27 protein-coding genes are annotated in these 25,524 nt (G+C 57.0%); 9 read left to right on the top strand and 18 right to left on the bottom strand.

What is annotated here, in order from left to right:
- Position 1: 1 nt before the first annotated feature.
- The 3 genes from pqqB to exaC form a co-directional block, all read right to left on the bottom strand.
- Positions 2-934: a pyrroloquinoline quinone biosynthesis protein PqqB gene (gene pqqB / locus CLV83_RS05530; RefSeq protein ID WP_132288647.1), complete on the bottom strand. Its 933-nt coding sequence runs from the start codon at positions 932-934 to the stop codon at positions 2-4.
- Between the two features lie 85 nt (positions 935-1,019).
- The gene (pqqA, locus tag CLV83_RS05525) at positions 1,020-1,091 is read right to left on the bottom strand and encodes a pyrroloquinoline quinone precursor peptide PqqA (RefSeq protein ID WP_003243383.1); all 72 of its coding nucleotides are present in this window, start codon (positions 1,089-1,091) and stop codon (positions 1,020-1,022) included.
- Between the two features lie 667 nt (positions 1,092-1,758).
- On the bottom strand, positions 1,759-3,279 hold the full coding sequence (gene exaC / locus CLV83_RS05520; protein ID WP_132288644.1) for an acetaldehyde dehydrogenase ExaC: 1,521 nt from the start codon (positions 3,277-3,279) through the stop codon (positions 1,759-1,761).
- A gap of 461 nt (positions 3,280-3,740) precedes the next feature.
- Here exaC and luxS point away from each other — a divergent pair, with 461 nt between their 5' ends.
- Positions 3,741-4,253 carry an S-ribosylhomocysteine lyase gene (gene luxS, locus CLV83_RS05515; protein ID WP_132288641.1) on the top strand — a complete coding sequence of 171 codons (513 nt, stop codon included), beginning with the start codon at positions 3,741-3,743 and terminating at the stop codon, positions 4,251-4,253.
- Between the two features lie 95 nt (positions 4,254-4,348).
- Here the strand turns inward: luxS and CLV83_RS05510 are convergent, their stop codons facing one another.
- Positions 4,349-5,365, bottom strand: a complete 1,017-nt coding sequence (locus CLV83_RS05510) for a helix-turn-helix transcriptional regulator (RefSeq protein WP_132288638.1) — start codon at positions 5,363-5,365, stop codon at positions 4,349-4,351.
- Positions 5,366-5,580: 215 nt separating this feature from the next.
- Here CLV83_RS05510 and CLV83_RS05505 point away from each other — a divergent pair, with 215 nt between their 5' ends.
- Positions 5,581-7,776, top strand: a complete 2,196-nt coding sequence (locus tag CLV83_RS05505) for a TonB-dependent siderophore receptor (RefSeq protein ID WP_132288635.1) — start codon at positions 5,581-5,583, stop codon at positions 7,774-7,776.
- Positions 7,777-7,874: 98 nt separating this feature from the next.
- Complete coding sequence (locus CLV83_RS05500; protein ID WP_132288632.1) at positions 7,875-9,002, top strand: alpha/beta hydrolase; 1,128 nt, start codon at positions 7,875-7,877, stop codon at positions 9,000-9,002.
- A 5-nt stretch (positions 9,003-9,007) separates the two neighbouring features.
- On the opposite strand, the gene CLV83_RS05495 is transcribed toward CLV83_RS05500, so the two are convergent.
- Genes CLV83_RS05495 through CLV83_RS05475 form a run of 5 tightly spaced genes read right to left on the bottom strand, consistent with a single transcriptional unit; the run spans position 9,008 to position 11,370 of the window.
- Positions 9,008-9,343 carry a 4a-hydroxytetrahydrobiopterin dehydratase gene (locus tag CLV83_RS05495; RefSeq protein WP_132288628.1) on the bottom strand — a complete coding sequence of 112 codons (336 nt, stop codon included), beginning with the start codon at positions 9,341-9,343 and terminating at the stop codon, positions 9,008-9,010.
- 56 nt (positions 9,344-9,399) lie between these two features.
- On the bottom strand, positions 9,400-10,125 hold the full coding sequence (locus CLV83_RS05490) for a dinitrogenase iron-molybdenum cofactor biosynthesis protein (RefSeq protein ID WP_132288625.1): 726 nt from the start codon (positions 10,123-10,125) through the stop codon (positions 9,400-9,402).
- A gap of 33 nt (positions 10,126-10,158) precedes the next feature.
- A complete protein-coding gene (locus CLV83_RS05485) occupies positions 10,159-10,590 on the bottom strand; it encodes an ankyrin repeat domain-containing protein (RefSeq protein WP_132288622.1) in 432 nt (143 codons plus the stop codon).
- 17 nt (positions 10,591-10,607) lie between these two features.
- Positions 10,608-10,901: a rhodanese-like domain-containing protein gene (locus CLV83_RS05480; RefSeq protein WP_132288619.1), complete on the bottom strand. Its 294-nt coding sequence runs from the start codon at positions 10,899-10,901 to the stop codon at positions 10,608-10,610.
- 31 nt (positions 10,902-10,932) lie between these two features.
- On the bottom strand, positions 10,933-11,370 hold the full coding sequence (locus CLV83_RS05475) for a F0F1 ATP synthase subunit gamma (RefSeq protein WP_132288616.1): 438 nt from the start codon (positions 11,368-11,370) through the stop codon (positions 10,933-10,935).
- A 275-nt stretch (positions 11,371-11,645) separates the two neighbouring features.
- On the opposite strand from CLV83_RS05475, the gene CLV83_RS05470 reads away from it, so the two are divergent.
- Positions 11,646-11,963, top strand: coding sequence for a DUF3301 domain-containing protein (locus CLV83_RS05470; RefSeq protein WP_132288613.1), 318 nt, complete (start codon positions 11,646-11,648; stop codon positions 11,961-11,963).
- 55 nt (positions 11,964-12,018) lie between these two features.
- Positions 12,019-12,735 carry a lytic transglycosylase domain-containing protein gene (locus CLV83_RS05465; protein WP_132288610.1) on the top strand — a complete coding sequence of 239 codons (717 nt, stop codon included), beginning with the start codon at positions 12,019-12,021 and terminating at the stop codon, positions 12,733-12,735.
- Between the two features lie 385 nt (positions 12,736-13,120).
- Here CLV83_RS05465 and CLV83_RS05460 read toward each other — a convergent pair whose 3' ends face one another.
- The 7 genes from CLV83_RS05460 to pedF all read right to left on the bottom strand — a co-directional run bounded on the left by CLV83_RS05460 (position 13,121) and on the right by pedF (position 19,427).
- Complete coding sequence (locus CLV83_RS05460; protein ID WP_132288607.1) at positions 13,121-14,899, bottom strand: PQQ-dependent methanol/ethanol family dehydrogenase; 1,779 nt, start codon at positions 14,897-14,899, stop codon at positions 13,121-13,123.
- Between the two features lie 94 nt (positions 14,900-14,993).
- Entirely contained in the window at positions 14,994-15,632 is a 639-nt protein-coding gene (locus CLV83_RS05455) for an ATP-binding cassette domain-containing protein (protein WP_132288604.1), read from the bottom strand.
- Positions 15,625-16,383 (bottom strand): ABC transporter permease, encoded by a 759-nt coding sequence (locus CLV83_RS05450; protein WP_207894736.1) that lies wholly within the window; start codon positions 16,381-16,383, stop codon positions 15,625-15,627. Before CLV83_RS05450 ends, CLV83_RS05455 begins: the two co-directional genes overlap by 8 nt.
- The gene (locus CLV83_RS05445; RefSeq protein WP_132288601.1) at positions 16,383-17,336 is read right to left on the bottom strand and encodes an ABC transporter substrate-binding protein; all 954 of its coding nucleotides are present in this window, start codon (positions 17,334-17,336) and stop codon (positions 16,383-16,385) included. The genes CLV83_RS05450 and CLV83_RS05445 overlap by 1 nt, the downstream gene beginning before the upstream one ends.
- A 163-nt stretch (positions 17,337-17,499) precedes the next feature.
- A complete protein-coding gene (locus CLV83_RS05440; protein WP_132288598.1) occupies positions 17,500-17,757 on the bottom strand; it encodes a hypothetical protein in 258 nt (85 codons plus the stop codon).
- Positions 17,758-18,070: 313 nt separating this feature from the next.
- Complete coding sequence (locus CLV83_RS05435) at positions 18,071-18,997, bottom strand: substrate-binding periplasmic protein (protein ID WP_132288596.1); 927 nt, start codon at positions 18,995-18,997, stop codon at positions 18,071-18,073.
- Entirely contained in the window at positions 18,987-19,427 is a 441-nt protein-coding gene (pedF, locus tag CLV83_RS05430; protein WP_132288593.1) for a cytochrome c-550 PedF, read from the bottom strand. The genes CLV83_RS05435 and pedF overlap by 11 nt, the downstream gene beginning before the upstream one ends.
- 304 nt (positions 19,428-19,731) lie before the next feature.
- Here pedF and CLV83_RS05425 point away from each other — a divergent pair, with 304 nt between their 5' ends.
- The 4 genes from CLV83_RS05425 to CLV83_RS05410 are packed head-to-tail and all read left to right on the top strand — an operon-like array spanning position 19,732 to position 24,384.
- Complete coding sequence (locus CLV83_RS05425) at positions 19,732-21,264, top strand: ABC transporter substrate-binding protein (protein WP_132288590.1); 1,533 nt, start codon at positions 19,732-19,734, stop codon at positions 21,262-21,264.
- On the top strand, positions 21,261-22,202 hold the full coding sequence (locus CLV83_RS05420) for an ABC transporter permease (protein ID WP_132288587.1): 942 nt from the start codon (positions 21,261-21,263) through the stop codon (positions 22,200-22,202). Before CLV83_RS05425 ends, CLV83_RS05420 begins: the two co-directional genes overlap by 4 nt.
- Complete coding sequence (locus tag CLV83_RS05415; RefSeq protein ID WP_132288584.1) at positions 22,199-23,008, top strand: ABC transporter permease; 810 nt, start codon at positions 22,199-22,201, stop codon at positions 23,006-23,008. The genes CLV83_RS05420 and CLV83_RS05415 overlap by 4 nt, the downstream gene beginning before the upstream one ends.
- On the top strand, positions 23,005-24,384 hold the full coding sequence (locus CLV83_RS05410) for an ABC transporter ATP-binding protein (RefSeq protein WP_132288581.1): 1,380 nt from the start codon (positions 23,005-23,007) through the stop codon (positions 24,382-24,384). Before CLV83_RS05415 ends, CLV83_RS05410 begins: the two co-directional genes overlap by 4 nt.
- Before the next feature lie 70 nt (positions 24,385-24,454).
- On the opposite strand, the gene CLV83_RS05405 is transcribed toward CLV83_RS05410, so the two are convergent.
- Together CLV83_RS05405 and CLV83_RS05400 are read right to left on the bottom strand one after the other, a co-directional pair.
- Positions 24,455-24,799: a hypothetical protein gene (locus tag CLV83_RS05405; protein ID WP_132288578.1), complete on the bottom strand. Its 345-nt coding sequence runs from the start codon at positions 24,797-24,799 to the stop codon at positions 24,455-24,457.
- A 318-nt stretch (positions 24,800-25,117) separates the two neighbouring features.
- Positions 25,118-25,420 carry a putative quinol monooxygenase gene (locus tag CLV83_RS05400; RefSeq protein ID WP_132288575.1) on the bottom strand — a complete coding sequence of 101 codons (303 nt, stop codon included), beginning with the start codon at positions 25,418-25,420 and terminating at the stop codon, positions 25,118-25,120.
- Positions 25,421-25,524: the final 104 nt, after the last annotated feature.

Raw genomic sequence — 25,524 nt, 5'->3', positions numbered from 1 at the left:
CCTACAACTCTATGCTCATACCATCGTAGGCAACCTCGATATCGTGGCGCGCCAGTTCAGCACGCTCCGGCGAGTCCTCGATCAGTATTGGGTTGGTATTATTTATATGAATCAGCACCTTGCGCGGCTTTTCTAAGGTATCGAGGAAAGCAATCATGCCCTCCTCGTCTGAGCCTTCACCGGTCTGCGACAGGTGTCCCATATGAACACCGAGTTTGTCACCAACACCGGCGTGGATCATTTCGTCATCACGCCAGAGCGTGCCGTCCACCAGGAGGCAGTCCGCTTCGGACATGATGTTCGGCAGGTGCGATTCAATCCGGCCAAGGCCGGGAGCATAGAACAGGGATTTTCCGTTGCCGGTATCACGGATCAACATGCCGATATTGTCACCGGGGTGCGGATCGTTGCGATGCGGCGAATAAGGGGGCGCGCTGGAACGCAGGGGCACGGCGATAAATTCCAGGCCCGGTGCACAGTCGATGGTAAAACGATTGACGCTTTCGTCCACCGGAATCTGCATGCGGTTCAGACCACCATTCCAGTGCTCCAGCATGTTGAACACCGGGAAGCCGGTGGTCAGATCCTGGTACACCATATCGGTACACCAGACTTCATGGGGGCAGCCCTCACGCAGCATCAGCAGGCCGGTAGTATGGTCGATCTGGCTGTCCATCAGCACGATGGCGCCGATACCGGTATCACGCTTGGCACGGGCCGGCTGCATCGGTGCAAAGTCCGCCAGCTGGGCTCTGATGTCGGGGGAGGCATTAAAGAGTACCCAGTCAACGCCGTTGCTGGAGACCGCGATAGAGGATTGAGTACGGGGTTTGGCGTTCAACGTACCGTTTCTGACGCCGGTGCAGTTGTCGCAGTTGCAGTTCCACTGCGGGAAGCCACCGCCGGCAGCTGAACCCAGAATCTGTATTTTCATTATTATTGTATGCCCTGAGTCTGGTTCTAGGGGCTTGAAGCAAGGCTACCGGCGGGCGCCGGCAGCTTTATCTCTGATCAGTCGCTTAGCGGTTTGCGAAGTACATGGTGACTTCGAAGCCGATGCGCAGGTCAGTGTAAGCAGGTTTAGTCCACATAATGTTTTCCTCGTTTTTATTGTTTAACGACACCCCTGATCATAGGAGCAGTGAGAACCGGTCAATATGGTACTTTGGAACTAATTCCGCCCCGAAAAGGTAGGTGGTCGTAGAGGCTGAAGCCTGTTCAAGCGTATCTGCATCCGGCGTCCTGTACCGTAAACTGGACGTCGTCGCCGCCTACGGATCACCACCCTGCGAGCTTCAATCGGCACGAGGTTGTCATGCCCTTTGGGTACGTGCCGCCTAACGATGCTTTTCAAAAGTAGGAGCGACCACCCCGTTACGATCAACTTCCGTGGTTTTGGCTCACTGCGGTGCCGGATTCGATCGGCACGGCGGCATGCATCCTACATCCCCTGCATAAAAAATCGGCTCCCGAGGGAGCCGATAAGAGTGCCTGCAAACTAACAAACAGGGCGGAGACTTCGTGGGGGTAAAGCCCCAAACCTCAGGAGGCGGTCACTCGCCTCCTTCAGAACCCTGAGGATGCACTGCAGGGCACAGAGAGGTTCTGTTATTCCTCTTAAAGCCGTTTAAAATCGTTATCGAGGCAGCCGAGGCAAAGCAAAGTCAGGGGAAAAAGCGCAGTTTAGTGAACTAAATGAGCATTTGGAGCCTGTCTTTAACGATGTCCTCGGCAACGCAGATAGATTTTTAGCGGCTTTTAGAAGAAGCCCAGCGGATCGGTGCTGTAGCTGACCAGCAGGTTCTTGGTCTGCTGATAGTGATCCAGCATCATCTTGTGGGTTTCACGGCCGACACCAGACTTCTTGTAACCACCGAAGGCAGCATGTGCCGGGTAAGCGTGGTAGCAGTTGGTCCAGACTCGACCGGCCTGGATGCCACGACCCATGCGGTAAGAGCGGTTCATGTCGCGTGACCATACGCCCGCACCCAGACCGAACTCGGTGTCGTTGGCGATCGCCAGAGCTTCAGCTTCATCTTTGAAGGTAGTGACTGCTACTACCGGGCCGAAGATCTCTTCCTGGAAGACGCGCATATCGTTGCTGCCTTTCAGCAGGGTCGGCTGGATGTAGAAGCCGCTGTTGAGCTTGTCGCCCAGCTGCTCTGCTGCACCACCGATCAGGCACTCTGCGCCCTCTTCGCGGCCGATATCCAGGTAACCCAGGATTTTTTCGTACTGTTCCTGAGATGCCTGAGCACCAACCATGGTGTCGCTGTCCAGCGGGTTGCCACGCTTGATCTGACCGATACGCTCAATGACGAGACCGATGAATTTTTCGTAGATGCTTTCCTGAACCAGCAGACGTGACGGGCAGGTGCAGACCTCGCCCTGGTTGAAGAATGCCAGCACGGTACCTTCAACACATTTGCTCAGGAAGCTGTCTTCATGATCCATCACGTCTTCGAAGTAGATGTTTGGCGACTTGCCGCCCAGTTCTACGGTAGACGGGATGATGTTTTCGGCGGCGCACTTGAGGATGTGAGAACCAACCGGGGTAGAACCGGTGAAGGCGATCTTGGCGATACGGGTGCTGGTAGCCAGCGCCTGACCGGCTTCAGCGCCGTAACCGTTAACCACGTTCAGTACACCTGCCGGCAGCAGATCGCTGATCACTTCCATCAGCACCAGGATAGACGCCGGAGTCTGCTCGGCCGGCTTGAGCACGATGCAGTTACCTGCAGCCAGAGCCGGTGCAATCTTCCAGGCCGCCATCAACAGCGGGAAGTTCCACGGGATGATCTGACCAACGACGCCGAGCGGCTCGTGGAAATGGTAAGCAACAGTGTGCTCATCGATTTCGCCGATGGTGCCTTCCTGCGCACGGATACAGCCGGCGAAATAACGGAAGTGGTCAGCGGACAGGGGAACGTCTGCTGCCAGGGTTTCACGAACGGCTTTACCGTTGTCCCAGGTTTCGGCGACTGCCAGTTTTTCAAGGTTAGCTTCGATGCGGTCAGCGATCTTAAGCAGAACGTGGGAACGCTCTTGAACGGAGGTACGGCCCCAGGCGTCTTTCGCTTTGTGAGCGGCATCGAGAGCAAGATCGATATCTTCGGCGGTAGAGCGCGGAATTTCACAGATCGCTTCGCCGGTGCAAGGAGTGATGTTGGTGAAGTACTGGCCTTTTACCGGCGCAACCCATTCGCCACCGATAAAGTTGCCGTAACGCTGCTGGAAAGTTACTACTGAACCTTCTGTACCGGGCTGTGCGTAGATCATTGTCGTAAGCCTCTTTGTTTTTATTTCCCTGACTCCGCAGTAAACGCGAAGTCTTTCCGTGATTCGACACTGGCATCTTAGGTCTGCCATCTATGTGTCGGTATCGTCCCTTTGAGTCGAAAAACAGGTACTTTGGTATTAGGTTTTTTCGACCGACCGGAGCAAAATCAAGGCTAGTCGAAATTAAGTCAATAGCACCTTAAAGTTGTAAAAAACGTCCAGAAACCGGTGCTTAGCCTTCTCAGCCCATGCAATGCGCGGCCTAGAAGTAGGTATCATGTAGTTTCTGGCGAGTCCGCTTTCGGCTCTGTGCTTGATCCAGCGCAATACTGGCGTAAAGGGCAAATCCCCACCTGTGGCCCTGTTTCAGGATCGCTTTTGCTTTCCGAGCAAAACGCTCGGATAAGCGATATAATTTCCGTTTAGTCAGTTCTACCCTATCGACTCTGAAAGGATTATTTATGCCTCTCCTAGACAGCTTTACCGTCGATCACACCCGCATGCACGCACCGGCTGTGCGTATCGCCAAGACCATGAACACCCCCAAGGGTGACGCTATCACCGTGTTCGATCTGCGTTTCTGCCTGCCGAACCAGGAGATCCTCTCCGAGAAAGGGATTCACACCCTGGAGCACCTGTTTGCCGGTTTCATGCGCGCGCATCTGAACAGCGACAGCATCGAGATTATTGATATTTCCCCCATGGGCTGCCGTACCGGCTTCTACATGAGCCTGATCGGCACCCCAGGCGAGAAAGACGTGGCCGACGCCTGGAAAGCCGCCATGGAAGACGTGCTCAACGTGCAGGCCGAAGCTGACATCCCTGAACTTAACCAGTACCAGTGTGGTACCTACACCATGCACTCTCTGGATGAAGCCAAGGGCATTGCGAAAAACATTCTTGACCGCGGCATCGATATCAATATCAACGCCGAACTGGATCTGGATGAAGAGTTCCTGAAAGAACACAGCTGAGTTAACGCCAAATCGGCTTGATCGGTTATTAAGCGCCCTACCGGATTTATCGCGGCCAGGGCGCTACTCCTTCCGCGAAAGCGATCGCTTCTCGCTCAATGCCCATTCAACTCCGTCGGACAGATACCAAACTGGCGCCGGAACGCGGTGGTAAAGTTTGCCGCATGGCCATACCCAGCCAGTAATGCAGCTTCAGCGATGCTCATCTGCTGTGAGGCCAGCGCCCGATAGGCTTTTTCCAGACGCCGGGTACGCAGATACCGGTTAAGGCTCATGCCGAGCGTATTACGGGCATGACGTTGCAGTGTCGCCGCACTCATCCCCAGGCGATCCCCAATCTGCGCCATCGATAACAGATCCGCCTCGCCACTCTCCAATAGCTCCACAAGTCTCTGCCCCCTGCGCGAAGAATCTGCGCCGCCACGCGTAATCTCTGAGCCACAGCTATTGATGCGGCTGACGAGGCCTCCGGCCAGACTGAGGGCGAAGCCCTCTCTAACCAGTTTCGAGGCGGCATCCCGCGCGGTATAAGCGAACAGCTGATCCGCCAGCAGATGGATCGCCTCGGGTAACTGCCATTCCAGGGTTTTAAGATGGCTAGCGGAAAATCGCATAACCTCTTCAGAATTCAGCCCCTGCTGTTCCAACCAATCCGGCGATAGAGAAAGGGTCAGCGAGCGGCGGATATCCCCTTCCCGAGCCTGTTGGGAGAAACCCTCCCTTTCATTCAGCGCAATAACATTTGCCACCGAAGCACCCCGGCCTTCCCTGCGGCCAAAGCCCGGCCCCATATCAAGATTTCGGGTGCCGTAACTGAGGCGTGTCTGCCCTCTGAGTACGATCGACACCTTCAAGCAGGGTTCCAACTCAGCCTCAAAGCCAAAAGGCTGAGCAATGGTGGCATCCACCATATGCAGCTGCAGTCCGGGTTGCAGCTGCTCGGTCGCCAGATGACCCAGTAGTATCGGGCTCTTATGGCTGCGCCTGGCCGAGAGCTGGTAGTTCTGCACATGAGCGGAGGCATTGCTCAGCAGATCCCCGTGCTTCAGTCCCGGGCAGGAAGCCGACCTGTCTTGTGAAGAGAGCTCTGAAGAGACGGAAGTGAACTGCATTTAGATCCCTGTAGAAAAAACGCTGACCGGTTCCCTGGGCCGCTTCACTTTGAGCGAAACGCAAAAAAGTCTGAGTGTTTCGCAAAGGATCAGGAGCCAGGGTTCTGAAATAATGCTCCCTAAACGCATTTAATGCAATTCGTTATCATTTGCACCATATGTCGTATTTATAGTTGTAGCCTTGTTTCAGAGGCGTTTCATCATCGAGGATGATTATGGATTACGTTACTAAACGCCCGGCGCTTCGCCGTACTACCGGTTGTTTAAGACCGCGCCGCGCACAGACAGCCAAGCTGGTTTTGCTGGCAGGTCTTTGCGCCCCCTTCCCGCTTAATGCGCTCGCAGCCGAAGTTGGCGCCGCCAGCGAGTCGATCCGCCTGGAGACCCTGACGGTAGAGGGAAACAAGCTCTACGACATGGAGGCGTCAGAGCAGACAGAGGGATACAACGTCGAAGCTGCCACGGTGGGCACCAAAACCCCGGCATCCCTGCGTGATATTCCGCAATCGATCACGGTACTGACCCGCGATTACCTGGACGACCGTCAGTTTGTAACGCTGGATGATGCGGCGAAATACACCCCGGGCTTGAGAACGCTGACCAACGACAGCGGCCGCTCCTCAATCTTTGCCCGTGGCTATGAGTACGACGAATCCAATATCAACGGACTGCCGGCGCCCATGTCGAGTATCTTTGGTACTGTTCCCTCCCTGTCGGCTTTTGACCGCGTCGAGATTATGCGCGGTCCCTCTGGTCTGTTTAACAGCACCAGCGAACTGGGCGGCATCATCAACCTGGTGCGCAAGCGCCCCACCGAAGAGTTTCAGGGCCACCTGACCGGCCGTTATGGCAGCTGGGACACCAGCATGCTGGAGGCGGATCTTTCCGGCGCGATGAATGAGTCGGGCAGCGTGCGCGGTCGTTTTGTCGCCAACAGCTCGCAGAGCAACGGTGAGGTGGATTACAACGACAGCGAAGACCAGACGCTTTACGGGGCGCTGGATATCGACCTGTCCGATGACACCCTGCTCTCACTGGGTGTGCTGCATCAAACCCGTGACCTGACTCCTTCAAATGGCCTGCCTTCTTATGCCGATGGCTCACTGCTGGATATAGACCAAAGCACCTTCGTCGGCGCGGACTGGAACGACTTTGAAGGCGAGATGACCGACCTGTTTGCGGAGCTTAGCCACAGCTTTGCGAACGGCGGCTATGGCCACATCGCTCTGCGCGGATCCCAGCGTGATTCTGACTTTATCTACGCCTACACCGGTGGTGGCATCGATGATGACGGAAACACCAGCATGGTAGGGCTGGCAAGGGATTTTGAGCAGGACACCTTTGCCTTTGATGCCAGCTACAGCCAGCCTTTTGAAACCTTCGGTAATGTCAGTGAATTCGTCGTTGGCGGCGATTACAAACATTACGACACCGCCTATAAAGAGGCGCGATTCCGCGGCCTCGCCAGTATCAACGTATTCGACTTCGATCCCTCTTCAGTGGCGAAACCGGAGACAAACTACAGTACCAACAACGAGAGCGAAGAGAGTGAAACCGGTCTCTACTCCAAGCTGACGCTGAGACCGGTTCAGGACCTGGCGCTGATTGGTGGCGCTCGCGTGAGCTGGTATGAGGGCGAGTCCACAACGACAACCCTGTCGACCGGCGCGAAGTCCACAGATGATCAGGATCATGATGCCAAGATCACTCCGTACGCAGGCCTGGTCTACGATCTCAGCGATAACCACTCGCTCTACGCCAGCTACTCCGAGGTGTTCAAGCCGCAGACCGAAGTTGGCAGTAACGGTGACCTGATCGATCCGCGTGAAGGCGAACAGTATGAGATCGGTATCAAGGGCAGCTACTACGGTGGTCTGGTGAACTCCCGCTTTACTCTGTTCAGGATGTACGACAAGAACCGCGCCTTTGAAGAGGTTCCCAATAGCGGCGAATACGTAGCTTCAGGCGAGACCCGCATCACCGGCGGTGAAATCGAAGTGAGCGGTACGCTGATGCCGGGCTGGGACGTCATGGCCGGTTACACCTACATGGATACCGATACCCTGGAAGGTGACGTCAACTCCCGCTTCATCATGATGCCGACTCACCAGGCATCGCTCTGGAGCAAGTACACCTTCTACAACGGCGATCTGGCTGGGCTTTCCCTGGGCGCCGGCGTTACCGGCATGAGCGATTTCGCCGCTCTCAGCCGCGGAGTGAAACTGGAAGCACCGGGCTACGCGGTATTTGACGCCAAGGTGGGTTACCAGATCACTCCGAACCTGAAGGCCACCCTGGACGTGAACAACCTGTTTGACCGCGAGTACTACTCCCGTGTCGGCAGCCCGACCACGTTCAACTTCTACGGTCCATCGCGAAGCGTTGTCGCAGGTTTGCGCTACGACTTCTAAACTTAATAACAGAGCTGGTGCATATCCCCTTCAGTGCTGGCTCTGCACAGTAACAGCGCTTCCTTACGGGAGCGCTGTTCTCGTTTCCAGGAAATAAAATGCGATTTAACAGGATACTGCGCCAGGGTTGCTCCGCGTTGTTGCTATGCCTGGCTAGTACGACAGGTGCTTATGCCGAACCTGAAACTACGCCAATGGCTAACCCTGATGGCACCCTAGCAGCCACCCTCGGCATTGAGCGGACTATTCACTCGCAACGGCTCGACCAGGAACAGTCCTACAGCGTATTTCTGCCAAAGCATTATGATCCAGCCAAAGCATACCCTGTGCTCTACCTGTTTGATGGCCAGGAGCACTACCTGAAAACGCTGGGAGTGATTGAAGGACTCACCGACGGTATCTGGCCAAGCATGCCAGATCTGATTCTGGTGGGGCTCGATAACCGCGACCGGATGCGCAACTACACCCCAACCCACACTCTGCTGCTGCCCAACGGAGAGAAAGGCGCCCCCGCTTATGCGCGCACCGGTGGCGGCACCGCCTTTCTCGATTTTATCGACAAGGAACTCAAGCCACGGATCCAGAAGGATTACTCAACCTCTGATTTGAGTATTCTGGCGGGTCACTCCTTCGGCGGCCTGATGACTCTTGAAGCCTACCGGGAAAAACGTGATTTCAACGCCTTTGTCGCTATCGACCCCAGCCTCTGGTTTGACTACCCGGATTACTATCGCCAGTTGGAAGCGGATTTGGCACCAGGTGATAACGCGGACACAAAGCGCGGTGCGCTGTTTATCGCCGCCAGCGACAATCCGTTCACTCCGGGCCTTGGAATGTCGTCTTTGCACCGAGACCTGATTCAGGCGCTGGGTGAGAGCCTGAGCGCAGGCGATGCAGACCGGGTACTGAGCACCTTTTACCCGGCAACGGACCACTCTAGCGTTGTATTACCGGCACTGGAGCAGAGCCTGGCATGGCTCTTTTCGGGCTACAGAATTGGCCTGACTGCAAATGGGCCAAACAGCCCGGAGGTGATCGACGGTTACAGGGTGCTGAGCCACAGGCTCGGCGCCGAGATAAAACCGGAACGTGCCGACCTTCAGTTTCAATGGGCCTACCTGAGTCAACGGCTGCCGGCGAGTGATCAGACACCCTTATTCAAGGAGCTGCTGGAGCAGTACTATCCGGATCAGCCGATTGAACCCAGGGGTAAGATGGCGCATTAAGTCCTTCAGGGCTGGCCTAGCAAGCCATCGATACGGGCGGCCAGTATGAAATCATTTTCATGCAGGCCGCCGATCTTGTGGGTCCAGATCTCGATCTCCACATGGCCCCAGCCAAAACTGATTTCCGGGTGATGATCCTGCTTCTCGGAGATCTCTCCGACACGGTTTACGAACGCCAGCGCCTCAGCGAAGTTCTTAAAGCTGAAAGCCCGGCTGATGCGACCCGCGTCGTCAGATAATGTCCAATCAGGTACCTGTACCAGCATCTCCTGCGCTTCTTCACGTCCTAGGGGATCGACGCCGCCGCGGCAAGGGACACACTGCTTTTCTGCCAGAGACATACTGACCTCCTCAATCTTGGCTTTTCAGGGAGGTCAGTGTAGATGAAAGCCTGGAATCAGACCTCCTCTTCGAGCACCTGCTCCTCGGAGCGGAAGCGTTTACGCGCCTCTGCGTCGAGCCCAAGAATCTTCGCGAACCAGGGAGGCGGCGCCGCGAAAACGCCCTGGAACTCAACCAGTTTCTGCGGCGCCTCGACCACATCCGGCACCTTGATCGGATAGATATCCGCCCGGATCACCTTGGCAGCTGCAGGACCACCCATGGTCTGCACGAACAGCACCTGACAATCGCGGATCAGGTTCACCCGGAACTGGTTCTTGTCGGCGGCATTGTCCGCATCCACCGCCGAGCGGATATCAACCAGTCGATAATCGGTAGCAGATAGCTGATACACCAGGTAGCGAATGCAGGAGCCAAAATGTCCGTTGAGGAGGTTGCCGGCGTTGGACGCGACAGCCACCCGGATCGATCCCGGCAGATCACCCTCACGATAGGGCAAAATCTCCGGAAGGTTCTCATCCGCCTCTTCGCCCCAGAGATAGCGCACCGCCAACTTGATGTTCTCAAGGCCGATACCGATATCCTCGCCATCCTCTTCACCGTCAAGGCTGCCGATACCGGTTTTAAGGTTGGTAACGGTGACCCTCTTTAACGCTTCATCATCCAGCGGCGAGCCCACCCTTTCATGCAGGATATCCAGTAGTTCGCCAAGTTCGACACCGGGCAGCACCCGGCTGGCCAACGCTATACGCAGCGCCAGTTCACGATCCAGAGCTTCCATCGCTTATCTCCTCAAGTGGGCGTCAGGCGGGCCTCAGGCGGCACAGACCGCGCGCAGCAGTTTGAAGCTGGTCAGGCTCGCGGCCAGATCCAGCGGTGTCATGTCGTCATCGTTTGCGATGTTGGGGTCCGCGCCAAGTTCCAGCAGCAGATGAACCAGGCCATCCTTACCGCTGGAAGCGGCGTAGGCCATGGCGGTATTGCCGGCGGGGTTACGATAGTTGGGGTCGCATCCAGCCGCGATAAGTTCGCGCACGCAGCCTTCCGATTCGGCGTAACAGGCGGCCCAGACTGCGTTGTTGCCGTAACTGTCCAGGGTGTAGATATCGACCCCCTCGGCGATCAACTGGCCGACGATATCGGCGCGCCCCTGGCGGGCGGCCAGTATCAGCGCACTGTCACCGTCTCTGTTGAGCGCGGTCGCGCTCTCGAGCCGGTTTTCCTTGAGCCATTGCACATCTGTCATCGCGGACTCCTCCGGGCTCACTGCCAGGCAGCGTACCCGTCCTTGAGACTGTAAACATCGGTGAAACCGAAATCGCTGAACATCTCCGCCACATGCTCGCTGGCGTGGCCGTGGTAGCAATAGATCACCATGGGCCGGGCCTTGTCGCCCTTCATCAGCAGGCTTTCGCGCAGCCCTTCGTGCAGATGCAGTGCGTCGTCGATATGGCCGGCGCGGTAATCTTTCACATCGCGGCAGTCGAGCACCATGGGGGTGCTCTGCTGCAGCATCGGCTTGAGTTCTCCGACGCTGATCGTCTTGAACTTGCTCATAGCTGGTCTCCTCTGTGGCGGGGCTGGGGAATCAGTTAAGAGTGGCCGAGGTGTAGCTGACGGTTTCCATCGGCACGCCGATCAGGCGGTCGACCAGTTCGAAGTACTCCTCGCTGGTGAAGTCCGCTTTCTGACTGGTGAAGAACTCCTTGGCGTTATCGATAGCATCCTGCATTGCGGCGATAACAAAGGCTTCGGCGTGGGTCGAACCCAACATCCGGCCTGGCACCGAGGATTCGATACGCAACGTGCGGGAAGCGGGGTCGTATGAGTGAAAGCGCATCCCTTCAAACCCTGGCAGTTCAGACTGGCCAGGCATAAGGAAATGCAGATCCACGTTGGGGGCACTGCTCTGAACCGTGTTCTGTCGCAGTTTGGCAAGGCCGGCCGCCACGCGGGTCAGGGCTTTGCTGAACGGGGTATCGTCAAGCCGGCGATCCGGCAGGTATGCACCGATGAAAAGAGCCATAACATTCCCTCCTGAGTGTTCGTAGCTTCACTAAGCAGGGAGCAAAACATTTGCCACAGATCAATGTTTTAAGATAATTGATATAAATCATAAGCTTATCCATACATGGGCAATGGGACGGGGATGCCAAAGAAGTCGGTTCTGTTACAAAGCCTACAAACGAAGTTGTATTGGCTGTGGTGTATCTGCCCAATGCACGGTGCTTTCGAATCGTCTATCATCGCCGCCTTTACGTAGAAAAATCGCTACGACTTATTCGCTGGGGAACAAGAGCAATGCTCGAGCTGAAAGACCTGTTCTGGCTGTTTTTGACCGGATGCATCTGCCTGATCTGGTGGCAGGGCCAGAAGGTCCGGGAGATCGCACTGCGGGAGGTCCGCAAACAGTGCAAGGAGATGGATCTGCAGCTGCTGGATGAGAGCGTTGGTCTGCGAGCGCTGTGGCTCAAGCGTGCCGATGACGGCAAGATCCGTGTCTGGCGGCGCTACCATTTCGAATTTACCTCCACCGGTGACGAGCGCTACTCCGGTGAGATCGTCACCCTGGGCCATAAGGTGACCGGGTTCAATGTTTCACCCCATCGAATCGGGTAGCCTGTTTGCCTCAGATAATCTGGTCAATTAAATTCAGAGCCACTAATATCCGGGTATGAAAAAGAGTCTCCCCACCCTGACACTTGCCGCATTGATCGGTTTCAGTCTGCTACCAACTGCGGCAGACGCCGATGGCATCCGCCGCATCGTGCACCCCGATGGTCGGGTTGAATACACCAACCTGAGTCCCAAGGAAGCCAATAAACGGCTCTCCGGCGGTCATCGTAACGAGACTATCTATAAGTATCGCCGCCCTGATGGCACCCTCGCCTTCACCGACGAACGGCCACTGCATATCCGCGAGTACGACGTGCTCCGCTTCGACTGTTACGCCTGCGCACCGGGCTCGACTATCGACTGGCACTCCACACCGCTCAACCGCGAAGCCTTCCGCAACGCCGTCGCCACTGCCTCGGAAACCTTTGGTGTAGACGCTTCCCTCATCCGCGCCGTAATTCACGCGGAATCAGCGTTTAACCCAAAAGCCCTCTCTCACAAGGGCGCCATGGGTCTAATGCAGCTGATGCCCGGCACGGCCAAAGACCTGGGTGTCGAAGATGCTCTGAACGAGCAGGAGAATATCCGTGGCGGCGTACGTTATCTGGCGGCGCTGCTTGATCGCTATAAGGGCGACACCACCCTGGCCACCGCGGCCTATAACGCGGGCCCCGGCGCCGTCGCCAAATACGGTGGCGTACCGCCCTACGCGGAGACGAAGGCGTATGTAGAGCGCGTTGGCATTCTGCAGAAGCGCTATGCGCAGGTGCAGTAATTTCTAGCGCCTCCGCTAATGGATAGTGAGTGGGTTAGCTAGACCTTCACACGATCCATGAGTATTCCTTCTTTTTAATCGCAGGTTTCGCCTGCGGACAAGTGCCTTAACGATCCCAAACCGCCCCGACGGCTTGACCGGCTTCGCCGATTACCCTGTGCTTATCGACTGAAAGAGCGGGACAGGCTTTCTTTCAAAAATTCAGTCGGCTACGGCTCAAACAGCCCTTCCCTTATTTCTCTTTCAGTCTGCGATGCTCGGCTGCACTGAAGGGGGAAGCTGGCTGCATTTAGCAGGATATACGTGCCCGTAAATCTATGGAGTTTTGTTAGGAATCCACAAAAGAAAAAGGGCCCGAAGGCCCTTTAGATACTGTGTGTGAATATTAACGGCTGGCCATCTCTGCAGAAGCCGGCAGCTTGAAGGTCCAGACGGAACCACCCTGGTTCAGGTGCTTGACGCGCTGGGCCACCTTGCCGCCCCAAAGCGGTACCGCACCACCCCAGCCGGAGACAACGGAGACGTACTGTTCGCCATCCATCTCCCAGGTGATCGGGGAGCCGACGATGCCGGAGCCGGTGTTGAACTTGTACAGCATGTCACCGGTTTTGGCGTCGAACGCCATCAGGTAGCCTTCCGGGTTACCGGTGAAGACCAGGTTACCCGCTGTGGCCAGAACACCACCCCAGAGCGGAGCGTAGTTCTCGTAACGCCAGGCTTCTTTGCCGGTTTTCGGATCGATGGCACGCAGCACGCCGATGTAGTCCTCGTTGATCGGCTCAATGGTGAAGCCTGCGCCGAGGTAAGCCGCGCCTTTCTTGTAGTTGATCGGTTCGTTCCAGATATCCATCTGCCATTCGTTGGACGGCACATAGAAGAGCTCTGTTTCCTGGCTGTAGGCCATCGGCATCCAGTTCTTGCCACCGAGGAAGGACGGCGCGTTCTTAACGACTTCGCCCTTCTCGGCGCCTGCCGGGTTACCCGGACGGCTGGAGTCAACCAGGATCGGGCGACCTTTGTCATCCAGGCCTTCGGCCCAGGTGATCTTGTCCACGAACGGGAAGCCACGGATGAAGTCGCCGTTTTCACGGTTCAGGACGTAGAAGAAGCCGTTACGGTCAGCGGTGGCCGCTGCTTTTACGGTTTTACCACCCTCTTCGTAATCGAAGGAGATCAGTTCGTTAACACCGTCAAAGTCCCAGCCGTCATGCGGGGTCGACTGGAAGTGCCACTTGATGCTGCCGTCGGCGGGGTCGATTGCCAGGCGTGAAGAGGAGAACAGGTTGTCACCCGGGCGCATGTGGGAGTTCCACGGAGCCGGGTTACCGGTACCGATCAGGATGCTGTCGGTGTCCGGATCGTAGTATCCGCCGAGCCAGGTTGCAGCGCCGCCGGTTTTCCAAAGATCGCCCGGCCAGGTTTCACCCGGAGCAACGCCGGAGATACCGCTTTCAACTTTCTCACCGTCTTTGTAGACATAACCCATGTGACCTTCAACGGTCGGACGGGTCCAGACGATATCGCCGGTGGTGGCGTCATAAGCTTCAACCTTACCGACCACACCGAACTCACCGCCGGAAACGCCGGTGATCACCTTGCCCGCTACAATCATCGGCGCGGCGGTCAGGGAGTAACCTTCCTGATAGTCGGCTACGGTCTTTTTCCAGACGGTTTTGCCGGTGTCCTTGTTCAGGGCCACCAGCTTCGCATCCAGGGTACCGAAGATCACCAGGTCGCCATACAGCGCAACACCACGGTTGATCACGTCACAGCACGGCATAATGCCGTCCGGCAAACGGGCGTTGTATTCCCAGAGTTCTTCGCCGGTCTTCACATCAACAGCGAACACGCGTGAATAGGAACCGGTGACGTACATGACGCCATCCTTAACCAAAGGCTGAGATTCCTGTCCGCGCTGTTTTTCACCGCCGAAAGAGAAGGACCATACCGGGCGCAGCTCCTGGACGTTATCGGAATTCAGTTTGGTCAGAGGGCTGAAACGCTGCCCCTGAACCCCCATTCCGTTGGTAACCACGTCTTCGGTGGTCATCTGGTCGTTCAAAATATCTTCGTCGGTGACACCGGCCTGTGCAACGCTGGCCGTAGACATCGCTGCAACCAGGGCAGTCACTGCAAAGCCTGTACTGAGCCCGATTCGTTTCATTTTGATCTCCTTGCGGATAATTCTTATTAGGTTCGGGTTTTCCCGCGCAACCGGGAGCTGATCCCGATTCTGAGTCTATTTTTGTTGGCGGCCGTTAAACCAACAACTGACCGGCCGAAGCACTTTTCTCGTTATTTGGTAGTAATACCTCGCCGGTGGCGGTATCGAACTCCAGTAGTTGAGCGCCGATCCGAACTGCGTCATCCGGGTTGTGGGAGACCAGTACCAGCGCCATCTTCGGACGCTTTTTGAGCAGTGTTTCGACCAGCCGAAGCATCCTCAGGGCGGTTGAGGGGTCAAGGGAGACCAGGGGTTCGTCGAGTAGCAGCAGATCCGGTTCCAGCGCCAGAGCCCGAGCGAGTGCCACCCGTCTGGCCATGCCCAAAGAGAGCTCGCGCGGATAACGGCACGCCGCCTCCAGCAGCGCCACCTCATCGAGCAGATCCAGCGCCTGATTCCGGCTTGAGCACACCATACGCAGGTTTTGCTCCACCGTGCGCCAGGGCAATAGCCGCGGTTCCTGAAACATATAAGCGATCTTCGGCTCGGGGTCGGCAAGTCTGCGCTGACCTTTGAACGCCCTATCGAGACCGCCGATAATATTCAGCAGCGTGGTCTTGCCGCAGCCGGATGGACCCACCAGCGCCAGCCTGTCCCCTGCAGCTATCTGTAGATTCAGGTCGCCCAGCAGGCGCTGGTCATAGCCTTTCTCTTTGAGATCCAGCTCAAGCATGATGCACCTCTCCCTGCCAGCGCCGCGCCCTCTTTTCCAACGGCTGTAACAGCCCCCATTCGATCAGCTGCACAATGGCGATAAAGCTGAAGCTGTACGCCAGGATGGTGGTCACATCGAACAGCTGAAACGCCAGGTGGAGCTGAAAGCCAACGCCGTCCGAGCGGCCCAGGAGTTCAACCACCAGGACAATTTTCCAGATCAGCGCGAGACCTGTGCGCATGGAGGCCATCAGGTAGGGAAACAGCTGAGGCAGCCATAGATCACGGATGCGCTGCCAGCGGGTGAAACGGTACGCCTCGGCCATCTCCTCAAGCTGGGGGTCAAGGCTTCGTGCGCCCTCGCGGATCGTCGCAGCAACGTTGGGCACCTTGTTGACGATCACCGCCAGCACCGCAGCAGCCTCCACCAGCCCCATCCATACATAGAGCAGGATGATCACCACCAGCGCAGGCAGGTTCAGAAAGAGGACCAACAGAGGATCAAGCAAACGGTTGGCGCGCTGTGATCGCCCCATAAACCAACCGAGCAAACCGCCCAGGATCATTGCGCAGACAAAAGCGATGGCGACACGCCGGAAGGTCACCTCGAGATGATGCAGCAGTGCACCACTGCGCCATTCGTGAATGATCGCCTGAATCACCGCCAGCGGCCCTGGCAGCATAGGATCGGCAACAAACACCGCAAGCCCCTGCCAGACCATCAGCAGCCCGGCGGTCACCAGCAGATAGTCGCGCAGACGGCTATCCATTAGGGTGCAACACCGGAAAACAGAACCATAGGGAGCGGCTTGTCCTGATGACGCAGGAACGGCCAGGCGCGTTCGGCAGACTCGAGCATCGCCTCGCTGAGGTGAGACTCCGGCTCCCCTGAACGATAGCCCTGACGCAGAGCAGTGAAGGCTGCCTCATCATCAACGCGCATCAGCGAGCGCACCTCCTGCCAGGGCTGGTCCGCACGCAGGTCATGCTTCGCCTCATAGATAGAACTTGCAAAACCTTCTGCAAGTTCTTGATTTTCCGTAATCCATTCTTCGCTTGCCAGGTATCCCAGCATCGGTAGCTGGCTGTCGAGACCTAAGGCCTGGCTAATAGATGCCGCACTGAGCGCGCGCTTAAACTGACCGCTCGACTCCAGCCGTGCCGCGAAATGCCAGAAGGTCAGCAACGCATCGAGACGGCCCGCTTCCAGTTCACGACTGAGTAGCGGCGGCGCACCAAAACTTATGTCTGCCGAGTCGGCAAGATCGATACCCTGCTTTGCCGCAGCGGCTTCAAGCAACTGCCAGCTTTTCCCCTGGGGACCACCGGCCACACCGATCCGTTTGCCGCGCAGGTCTGCAATTGACGCAATACTGCTGTCGCTGGGTACGATGATCTCGCCGATACGGGTAGAGAACGGGATAAACCTGAGCGGTGCTCCCTGAAGGGTGCGTTCTGCGGCCCAGACCCAATCGGCAACGATCCAGTCCACGTTACCTGCGGTCAGCGCCAGTCGGCCTGCTGAGCTGTTGGCCAGTGGCATCAATTCAAGCCGGTAGCCATGCTTGCGGTCCAGACCGGCGTTCTGGATATGGGCGAGCTCCCAGTGGGCGGTGCCGAACTGCAACATGCCGACTTTTACGCGGGGTAGATCGTCATCCGCGTAGAGCGCGGCCGGAAGATAGAGGGCAACCAGAATCAGGATGCGAAACAGCGTGGCCATGGGGCAACTCTTGTTAGACTTTTTGGTTGTCTACCACGCTAATTCGATGCGTCAGCCTACCCCATACTACTTTCGACCCGCTTAGGTCTCTCAGGTGCTGGCTTTTGGTCTTACTTGCCCCAGTCGACTAAATCGACAACAACCGACCGGCAACTGCCAGCAATCAGTATCCTAGATTGAACCAGCCGACACCCTCACCGGAAACCGCAATCGCTGCCGCGCTCTGCTGTTGATCGGCCGTATTCATCCATTCAGCCTTGGCCAACGCAGCCACAAACACCAGCGCGAGCATTAAACGAAGTGTCGGAAAGAACCATCGGAAGTGGGAGTGCGCTGGCGGCTCATGCGGTGAACCTTGCGCAGAGGATGAACGGAGTGAGACCTGTACAGCCGGTGCTGATTTTTTAATAACTGATTTCATAACCAAGCCTGCGTAATTATTTTTTTAAGGCCGTTGATTCGCCATCTTCGTCAAAGGACAGCGGATACAGTGCAGTCTAGGCCGCTTTCACAAACCTGCGTTGACTTTAAATGACAAACCCTTGACCAAATACGTCACAGCGGCTGGCACCGGGCCGATGAAAAGCGCAGGCAAACGCTGCCTGTACTGGCTGTTAAACAACCAGGACCGAAAGGAGGGGCGTAAAAAAGCCCGGACAAGCCGGGCCAAGGAGTAACAACAACGAGGGTTGTACGGGCATCTATAACAGGAACAACAGGAGCAACAGGAGCTATCAGGGGGTATTCATATACAGACTCGGGCTCTCGTAGGTAACACCGTATTGGCCGAACAGTTCCGCCATGCTGCCGTCCCGAATCATCCGATCGAACACCGCCTCGACCGAATATCCAAGATCGCGGTCCGCCTCGCCCACGGCGATACCTATGTCCCAGGCCTGTTTGCCCATGTCAGGAAAACCGTTTTCCGCCAGGCGATAGCGGCCAGTGTCATCCTTGCTGAGCAACCAGTCGATCTCACTGCGCATCCCCATCACCGCAGACACCTCTCCCTGTTTCATCGCCGCAAAAGCAACCCTGGGGTTGGTGTAATGATGCGTCATTTCACGCATGCGACCCTGCAGGCCGGAGGTGAGATAGAACGCCGGCAGGCTGTCCACCTCAACGCCGATCGGGTGGTACTGGAACTTGGCCAGGGTGCGCACCGAATCAAGCTTTTCGCTATCAAAGGCAAGCTGCCAGCGCTCCTGATGGTAGGGAGACATCATCACGACCAGATCGTTGATGATCAGTCCCAGTTCATCGCGCTTGTAGGAGTAATCGCGATCGTAAGGCACCCGCATCATCACGTCGGCGACATTTTTCATCGCCAGCGGGTTGTCTTCATCCTTATCGAGATAATGCCCTTTCCAGACATTGTTGCGCAGATCATCGTCCAAGGTTTCGTCGGGAGTCATCCAGTGCAGACGCATCTCGACGCCCAGCTCTTCGGCGATCTTTTCGCCGAGGTCCACATCGATGCCGGCCGGCTCACCGTCGCGCATGAAGGAGTACGGAGGGAAGTCGCGATAGACGCCGATGCGGACAAACCCAGAGTCGACCACATCGTCGTAAACCCGTGCCTGGGCCTGGCCGCCGCCCAGCGTCAGAGCGACGGGCAGCAGGCAGGACGCGAGGAAGGTAGAGAGCCTATTACATCTCATTGTGCCGAACATCCAGGTAGCTCTTGATTGCCCAGAGCGCCTCCTGGCTCAGGTAATCGGCCATCTTGGGCATGTAGACCTTGCCGTCACGCACGGCGCCATTAATCACGCGGTACTTGTACCAGTCATCACCATCAAAATCCGGTGCCAGCAGACGCAGGTCCGGGGCGATACCGCCGGAGATCGCTTCCAGACCGTGGCAACGGGCACAGTTCTGGTTGTAAGCGGAGGAGCCGATTTCAACGGCACGGTCGAACGCGTCGGTATCACGGTAGGGGTTGGTGTCCGGCCACTCTTCACCCAGCGCCGGCAGCCCTTCGGTATTCACGCCCTGCGGCGTTACATCACCGTGAGCCATTGCCAGGGAAGTGCCACCGAGCGCAAACAGCGCAGTCAGTGTCAGTGCAGGAATAGAACGTCGCTTAGCCATAATTTCTCACCCGTTATTTTTATAAAAACTGTTGTTATAAGTCGGCGGTCTTCACCAGGAGTGCATCGAGGTTGGGTACACACGAGAACACTGTATTGGGAGACATAATGGCCGAGGCGGCGCTATCCGTGGATTACACCTTGGCAGGTTTGGGTGGGGTCTTTAGTAGTAGTTCCGGGTAGCGATTGGGAGAAGATTCGGCGGTTAGATGGCCGCTTTCACGGATCTTTTATCGGTTGATTTAACATTACGTTATACCATAACATCGCGCGCCTTAACGATTACGCCAAAGGTGCCCAACCACATGAAAAACAAACTAATAACTGCATTGCTGGGCGGCATGCTGCTGCTTCCAGCCGCCGTTACTGCAGAGCCGAACCAGCAAAATACCGTCAATATCCAGGCTGCGTTCGAGTTCTCAAGCCTCGATCCGACCCGCTCAGGCTTTGTGTTTACCCGTATGCAGGTGCTCGAAACCCTGCTGAACGTGGATAGCCAGGGCGGCCTGCTGCCGGGGCTTGCCAGTGAATGGAGTATTGAGGATGGGGGCAAACTGTGGCGCCTGACACTGCGAGACCAGGTTCACTTCCATGACGCCAGTCTGCTCACCGCGCAGCAGGTTGCCGATGAACTCAATCGCGGCCTGAATAAAACCAGCGCACTGCGAGGATTACCGATCAATTCAATCACAGCCAATGGCGACAACCAGGTTGAGATAAAACTCAGTGCCCCCTACCGCCCGCTTGGCGCCGCCCTTGCCCACTACTCCACGGCGATCCTGGCGGACGCAGCCTATAACGATGCTGGTGAAGTCACCGCCCTGATCGGTACCGGGCCGTTCTCGGTGGAAGAGATCGCCGTACCGCACAAACTGGTGGTCGAGCGCTTTGACGATTACTGGGGCCAAAAAGCGCAGATCGAATACGCCAGTTACCTTACTGGCCACCGTGCCGAGGCTCGCGTGCTGCAGGCGCGCAGCGGCCAGGCCGATATCGTCTTCGGGCTCGATCCTGCTTCAGTACCGATGCTGAAACGTCTGCCGACACTGGAGATTGTGCGCTCCGACCTGCCCCGTACCCTGGCGCTCAAGCTCAATGCCGGGCATCGATTTATTGCAGATCAAGAGGCGCGTCAGGCGCTGAGCCTGGCGATCAACCGCCAGGGAATCGCGACGGCTATTCTGCGTGCGCCGGATGCGGCCACCGATCAGCTGCTGCCCGCCTATATGAGCGACTGGTACCTGGACGGCCAAAGCGAAGCTTACAACCTGGAAAAAGCCGCCGGGATGTTCAGCCAACTGGGCTGGAACAAAAACAGCGAAGGCTGGCTGGAACGTGATGGAGAGCGCTTTGAGCTGGATCTGATCACCTATGCTGACCGCCCGGAGCTGACCACGGTAGCCACCGCGGTTCAGGACCAGTGGAAGCAGCTCGGCGTCAAACTCAACGTTAACGTCACCAACTCCAGCGCCATCCCCTCCGGTCACAGCGATGATTCCCTGGAGGTCGCCCTCATTGCCCGTAACTACGGCATTATCGCAGACCCGCTCGGCATCCTGCTGAAGGACTTCGCCAGCTCCGACAAAGGCGGTGACTGGGGCAGTCTGAACTGGTCCAACACCTGGGTACCGGAAACGCTCAACGCAATGGTCAGTGAGAACGACACCGCGCGTTACCAAGAACAGGCGCAAAAGATTGCAGCCGCACTCTATAACGAACGCCCGCTGATCCCGGTCGCCTCTTACGTTCAGCAGACCGCCATCAACAAGCGCTTAAGCGGCTTCCGCTTTGATCCTTACGAGCGCAGTTACTTTCTTAACGAGCTGAGCTGGAAATGAGACTTCGCGATCTACTGTTAAAACGCCTGCTGCAACTGCTGGCGGTTTCCTGGGGTGTCGGCACCCTCACCTTTATATTGATGCGCGCCCTGCCTGGCGATATGGCGTATCGAATCGCCGCCGGTCGTTACGGCATGGACGCGGTGGACAGCGATGCCGCTGCCCTGGTGCGTGAAGAGTTGGGGCTCGATCAAGGTGCCTGGAGCACTTACTGGAGCTGGCTCGGGGATCTGTTGCAATGGAACCTGGGTAACTCCCTGGTCAGTGGCCAGCCGGTCAGTGAATCGCTCTGGCATATGCTGGGTCACTCCCTGCTGCTGGCCGGTGCGGGGATCCTGCTCGCCGCGCTGATCGCCATCCCTCTGGGACTCGCCAGCGCCCATCACGGCGGCTGGCTGAATCGCATTTTGCTGACACTTTCGACCGGCATGCGTGCCCTGCCGGTGTTCGTTATCGGCCTGCTGGCGGTCGTGGTGTTCGCGCTGGAACTCAACCTGCTGCCGGTGGCAGGTTTCGGGACCCCAGCACATCTGGTACTGCCTGCGCTGACGCTGGGGCTGAGCCTGGCCGCTATCGCCAACCGTGTGGTGCATACCGAAGCTGAGCGTGTGTTCAACGCACCGTTTTACGAGTTTGCCCAGACCAAGGGGCTATCGGCCTGGCAGGCGTTTCTGCGCCACGGCGTACGCAATATGTCCGTACCGGTGGTCGCATTCTTCGGCGTACAGCTGATCACCGTTGTCGAGGGCGTCGTCATGATCGAATCCCTGTTCTCCTGGCCGGGTATCGGCCACGGACTGGCACACGCCATCTTTGCGCGGGACATTCCGCTGATTCAGGGCGCGGCGCTGATGATGGGCATCCTGTTTGTGCTGCTAAACACCCTGGTCGATCTGGCCTGCTACTGGCTTGATCCGCGCGGAGGGCAACTGGCATGAAACTGAGCTATCTATGCACCTCGCAAATATCTACCTCCCGTCTATGCGGAGCGGTACTCCTTCTCTTGCTATGCGTTTACGCTTTCGCGACGCCGCTACTAAGCGCGCAGGATGCGGCCAGCCAGAATCTGAGCCAGATTCTCAGCCTGCCAGGTGGCAATAGCTGGTTCGGTACCGATCATTTCGGCCGTGATATGTGGGTGCGCCTTGCGGATGCGTTGCGGCTTTCACTCTCCATGGCGGCACTCTGTGTACTCACATCCGCTGTTATCGGCGTCACCCTCGGTATCCTCGCTGCTACGGGTCCTAGCTGGGTCGACCGTACGCTCGACGGCGTGACCACGCTGATCCTGGCCCTGCCGGGTCTGGTGCTGGTGCTGATCTTTGCCGCTATTGTGCCCGGTTCGTTCTGGATGCTGTACGTGGCGATTTCACTGATTCAATGGATCGAGTACTTCCGCGTCACCCGTGCCATTACGCAACGTATTGCCAGGTCTCCCGAAGTACAGTCATCGCGGCTGATGGGATTTGGCGCGCTCTACCTGTTCCGTCGTCATTACTGGCCCGCTATCGCACCGCAACTGGTGACACTTGCTTCCTTTGGCGCTGCCAGCGCGATCCTGATGATGGCGTCGCTGGGTTTTGTCTATGTCGGCATTCAGCCGCCACTGGCAGAGCTGGGGCTGATGATCGTGGAGCACTTCCCCTATTACAGCGACGCGCCCTGGCTACTGGCGCAACCGCTGATCGCACTGGCGCTGGTGGTTCTCAGCTGCCACCTGCTTGGAGGTAAAAAGGCGTCATGAGTCTAATTTCAGTCGATAAACTCGCGGTTTTCGTGGGCGATACCTGCCTGCTGGAGCCGATCAGTTTTACGCTTAACGCCGGTGAAAAGCTGACAATCCTTGGCCAGACCGGCTCAGGGAAAAGCCTACTGGCCCAAGCGATCATGGGTAACCTGCCCAAGGGGCTAAGAACCGAAGGCGAGATTCGCCTGTTCAACAGCCCCGCGAGCGCTAAATCACGGCGCGAACTTTGGGGCCGCAGGCTCAGTATGCTGCCGCAGGAACCCTGGAACGCGCTTAATCCTCTGATGAGTGCCAAGGCGCAGCTCGCAGAAACCTACCACCGTGTCCGCGGCGACGCATACGATGCTGCCCAGCAGAACGCCGATTACACCCTGGAGCTTCAGGGGCTGGGTGAAAGCCGTCACAAGCGCGTCGATCAGCTCTCCGGCGGTATGGCGCAGCGCGTGGCTATCGCCTGTGCCATGGCGGGCGGCGCCCCCCTGCTGCTGGCCGACGAGCCCACCAAGGGGCTGGATGTAAACCGCCGTGATCAGGTGGTTGAACAGCTGATCTCCCAATCGCAAACCGGCGCGCTGGTCACCATCACCCATGATGTGGCCGTGGCCCGGCAGACCGGCGGCCGGCTGATGGTGATCAAATCCGGCGAGTTGATCGAACATGGCGACGCCTCGCAGATTCTCAACAATCCGCAACGGGCGTTTACCCGTGAATTGATCGCCGCTGACCCGCAAAGCTGGCCTACACCTGAGCGACAGCCACGCCCTGAAACCTCGGTATTAATGGAAACCGAATCTCTGGCGATCGGCCGCGGCGAGCAGACGCTGGCAAAGGATCTTTCATTCAAGATCCATCGCGGTGAAGTAATCGGCGTGGTCGGTGACAGCGGCTGCGGCAAAAGTACTCTGGGCGACACCCTGTTGGGCCTTCAGCCGAGCTATGGCGGCAAGATCAAGCGCCACTGCAGCGAAACGACACACCGCTGGCAGAAGCTGTATCAGGATCCTACCGCTGCAGTCTCCCATGCGGTGAGCCTAGGTACCCTGCTTAACGATACGATCAAACGCCACCGCATCGATAAAAGCCGGGTAGCGCCGCTGATGAAGCGACTCGGATTGGCAGAGGCGCTGCTGGAGCGGCGCGCCGACTCGGTCTCCGGAGGTGAGCTGCAGCGCTTCTGCATGCTGCGTGCCCTGCTGCTCGATCCGGTCTTTCTGTTCGCCGATGAACCCACATCGCGGCTGGACCCTATCACCGCCCAATCGGTCAGCCAGTTACTGGTGGATGTCGCTCGCGAAACCAACTGCGCGGTGATGCTGGTCAGCCATGACCCGCATCTGATCGAAAAGCGCTGTGACCGGGTGGTAAGGATCTAAGGCCTGGCCCACGAAAAACGCCACTTCACCTGTGCTGGTTGAAGTGGCGTTTTGGTTGGCGCAAACCCAATCAGAGGCTAAGCCGGATTCTTAAAATTTCTCTCTGTAACTCAAAGCCCCTTAAATCCCGGGTTCTGACACTAGTATCGGAGAAATAGGTGGGTTGGTAACTCTCACCCTGAAAGTAAGCCTCTTCGAGATCGGCAATCTGGTTGTTCGCCTCGATAGTTGACTGTATTTCGTGGATGACGCGGTAAAACTGGGCCGGAGTTCTGTCGGCGCGCTCATTCTCGCTCGCACGGATATGCGCGCCGCTGGCAACACTGGCAAAAACAGAGATGGTCAGTAAAACCGATAAAGCGACCACAAGCAGAGCATTTCCCTGTGGTGCATAAGGTAGCGCAAGGATCGACATGTCGGCCTCCTTCGATTCACCCCGGCAGACATGTGAATAGACATGACTGACTGGCGTATATGATTCGGTCGGCGGTCCGAATGGCTTAACAGGTTAGCGCTTAGGCAGGCAGCGGCGGTTTAACGCTTGGCATATTTTCCTGAGAACGCTTTCGTTAAATCACTTTCTTGAAGTCAGTGTTATTAAAAATACTATAGCCTCAAATCCCCAAGATGAGGGATTGCGCAGTGGAACCTCGCCTGGCGCGGGAGCATTCCGGCCTGTGCCCTGTGGCATAGACCGGTCCATGCTCAAAGATCTAAGGTCTAAGCGACACGATCAAACGATGGAGTGATGAACCTCATCGCTGACAATCGCCTGTACATGCAGCTCACCATTAACGACACAGGACTTAAGAACCGGCACATATTTGATCGCATGTTCCGTCTGCATATGCTGATCCAGCGCCGCCTGATCCTGCCAGAGCTCCGTGAACACCAGCTGATCGCCATCCACATAGCAGCGGTACATCTCACAACCGGGTTCAGATTCACCATACTGGTTCTGAAAGACATCGATCACTTCTCGCAGTGTCTCGTGCATGCCCGGTTTCACTTCGGCTTTTACGGTAATAGAAAGCATCAATTCACCCTTGTCTAAGTTCCTGGCCGCCAGACGCAGCCAGTAATAAAGGCTAAAGGGCGAATACTCGCCCTTTAGGTTGGTTAGTGTTCAGCGCTTAAAGC

The organism is Marinobacterium mangrovicola, from assembly GCF_004339595.1.
Lineage (GTDB): Bacteria > Pseudomonadota > Gammaproteobacteria > Pseudomonadales > Balneatricaceae > Marinobacterium_D > Marinobacterium_D mangrovicola.
Note: the sequence above shows the minus strand (reverse complement) of the source record. Positions and strands in the feature narration are given on the sequence as shown.

What these genes read in the sequence shown, in the direction of transcription:
- pqqB (WP_132288647.1), bottom strand. Translation starts at nt 934, where the DNA reads ATGAAAATACAGATTCTGGGTTCAGCTGCCGGCGGTGGCTTCCCGCAG.
- exaC (WP_132288644.1), bottom strand. Translation starts at nt 3,279, where the DNA reads ATGATCTACGCACAGCCCGGTACAGAAGGTTCAGTAGTAACTTTCCAG.
- luxS (WP_132288641.1), top strand. Translation starts at nt 3,741, where the DNA reads ATGCCTCTCCTAGACAGCTTTACCGTCGATCACACCCGCATGCACGCA.
- CLV83_RS05510 (WP_132288638.1), bottom strand. Translation starts at nt 5,365, where the DNA reads ATGCAGTTCACTTCCGTCTCTTCAGAGCTCTCTTCACAAGACAGGTCG.
- CLV83_RS05505 (WP_132288635.1), top strand. Translation starts at nt 5,581, where the DNA reads ATGGATTACGTTACTAAACGCCCGGCGCTTCGCCGTACTACCGGTTGT.
- CLV83_RS05500 (WP_132288632.1), top strand. Translation starts at nt 7,875, where the DNA reads ATGCGATTTAACAGGATACTGCGCCAGGGTTGCTCCGCGTTGTTGCTA.
- CLV83_RS05495 (WP_132288628.1), bottom strand. Translation starts at nt 9,343, where the DNA reads ATGTCTCTGGCAGAAAAGCAGTGTGTCCCTTGCCGCGGCGGCGTCGAT.
- CLV83_RS05490 (WP_132288625.1), bottom strand. Translation starts at nt 10,125, where the DNA reads ATGGAAGCTCTGGATCGTGAACTGGCGCTGCGTATAGCGTTGGCCAGC.
- CLV83_RS05485 (WP_132288622.1), bottom strand. Translation starts at nt 10,590, where the DNA reads ATGACAGATGTGCAATGGCTCAAGGAAAACCGGCTCGAGAGCGCGACC.
- CLV83_RS05480 (WP_132288619.1), bottom strand. Translation starts at nt 10,901, where the DNA reads ATGAGCAAGTTCAAGACGATCAGCGTCGGAGAACTCAAGCCGATGCTG.
- CLV83_RS05475 (WP_132288616.1), bottom strand. Translation starts at nt 11,370, where the DNA reads ATGGCTCTTTTCATCGGTGCATACCTGCCGGATCGCCGGCTTGACGAT.
- CLV83_RS05470 (WP_132288613.1), top strand. Translation starts at nt 11,646, where the DNA reads ATGCTCGAGCTGAAAGACCTGTTCTGGCTGTTTTTGACCGGATGCATC.
- CLV83_RS05465 (WP_132288610.1), top strand. Translation starts at nt 12,019, where the DNA reads ATGAAAAAGAGTCTCCCCACCCTGACACTTGCCGCATTGATCGGTTTC.
- CLV83_RS05460 (WP_132288607.1), bottom strand. Translation starts at nt 14,899, where the DNA reads ATGAAACGAATCGGGCTCAGTACAGGCTTTGCAGTGACTGCCCTGGTT.
- CLV83_RS05455 (WP_132288604.1), bottom strand. Translation starts at nt 15,632, where the DNA reads ATGCTTGAGCTGGATCTCAAAGAGAAAGGCTATGACCAGCGCCTGCTG.
- CLV83_RS05450 (WP_207894736.1), bottom strand. Translation starts at nt 16,383, where the DNA reads ATGGATAGCCGTCTGCGCGACTATCTGCTGGTGACCGCCGGGCTGCTG.
- CLV83_RS05445 (WP_132288601.1), bottom strand. Translation starts at nt 17,336, where the DNA reads ATGGCCACGCTGTTTCGCATCCTGATTCTGGTTGCCCTCTATCTTCCG.
- CLV83_RS05440 (WP_132288598.1), bottom strand. Translation starts at nt 17,757, where the DNA reads ATGAAATCAGTTATTAAAAAATCAGCACCGGCTGTACAGGTCTCACTC.
- CLV83_RS05435 (WP_132288596.1), bottom strand. Translation starts at nt 18,997, where the DNA reads ATGAGATGTAATAGGCTCTCTACCTTCCTCGCGTCCTGCCTGCTGCCC.
- pedF (WP_132288593.1), bottom strand. Translation starts at nt 19,427, where the DNA reads ATGGCTAAGCGACGTTCTATTCCTGCACTGACACTGACTGCGCTGTTT.
- CLV83_RS05425 (WP_132288590.1), top strand. Translation starts at nt 19,732, where the DNA reads ATGAAAAACAAACTAATAACTGCATTGCTGGGCGGCATGCTGCTGCTT.
- CLV83_RS05420 (WP_132288587.1), top strand. Translation starts at nt 21,261, where the DNA reads ATGAGACTTCGCGATCTACTGTTAAAACGCCTGCTGCAACTGCTGGCG.
- CLV83_RS05415 (WP_132288584.1), top strand. Translation starts at nt 22,199, where the DNA reads ATGAAACTGAGCTATCTATGCACCTCGCAAATATCTACCTCCCGTCTA.
- CLV83_RS05410 (WP_132288581.1), top strand. Translation starts at nt 23,005, where the DNA reads ATGAGTCTAATTTCAGTCGATAAACTCGCGGTTTTCGTGGGCGATACC.
- CLV83_RS05405 (WP_132288578.1), bottom strand. Translation starts at nt 24,799, where the DNA reads ATGTCGATCCTTGCGCTACCTTATGCACCACAGGGAAATGCTCTGCTT.
- CLV83_RS05400 (WP_132288575.1), bottom strand. Translation starts at nt 25,420, where the DNA reads ATGCTTTCTATTACCGTAAAAGCCGAAGTGAAACCGGGCATGCACGAG.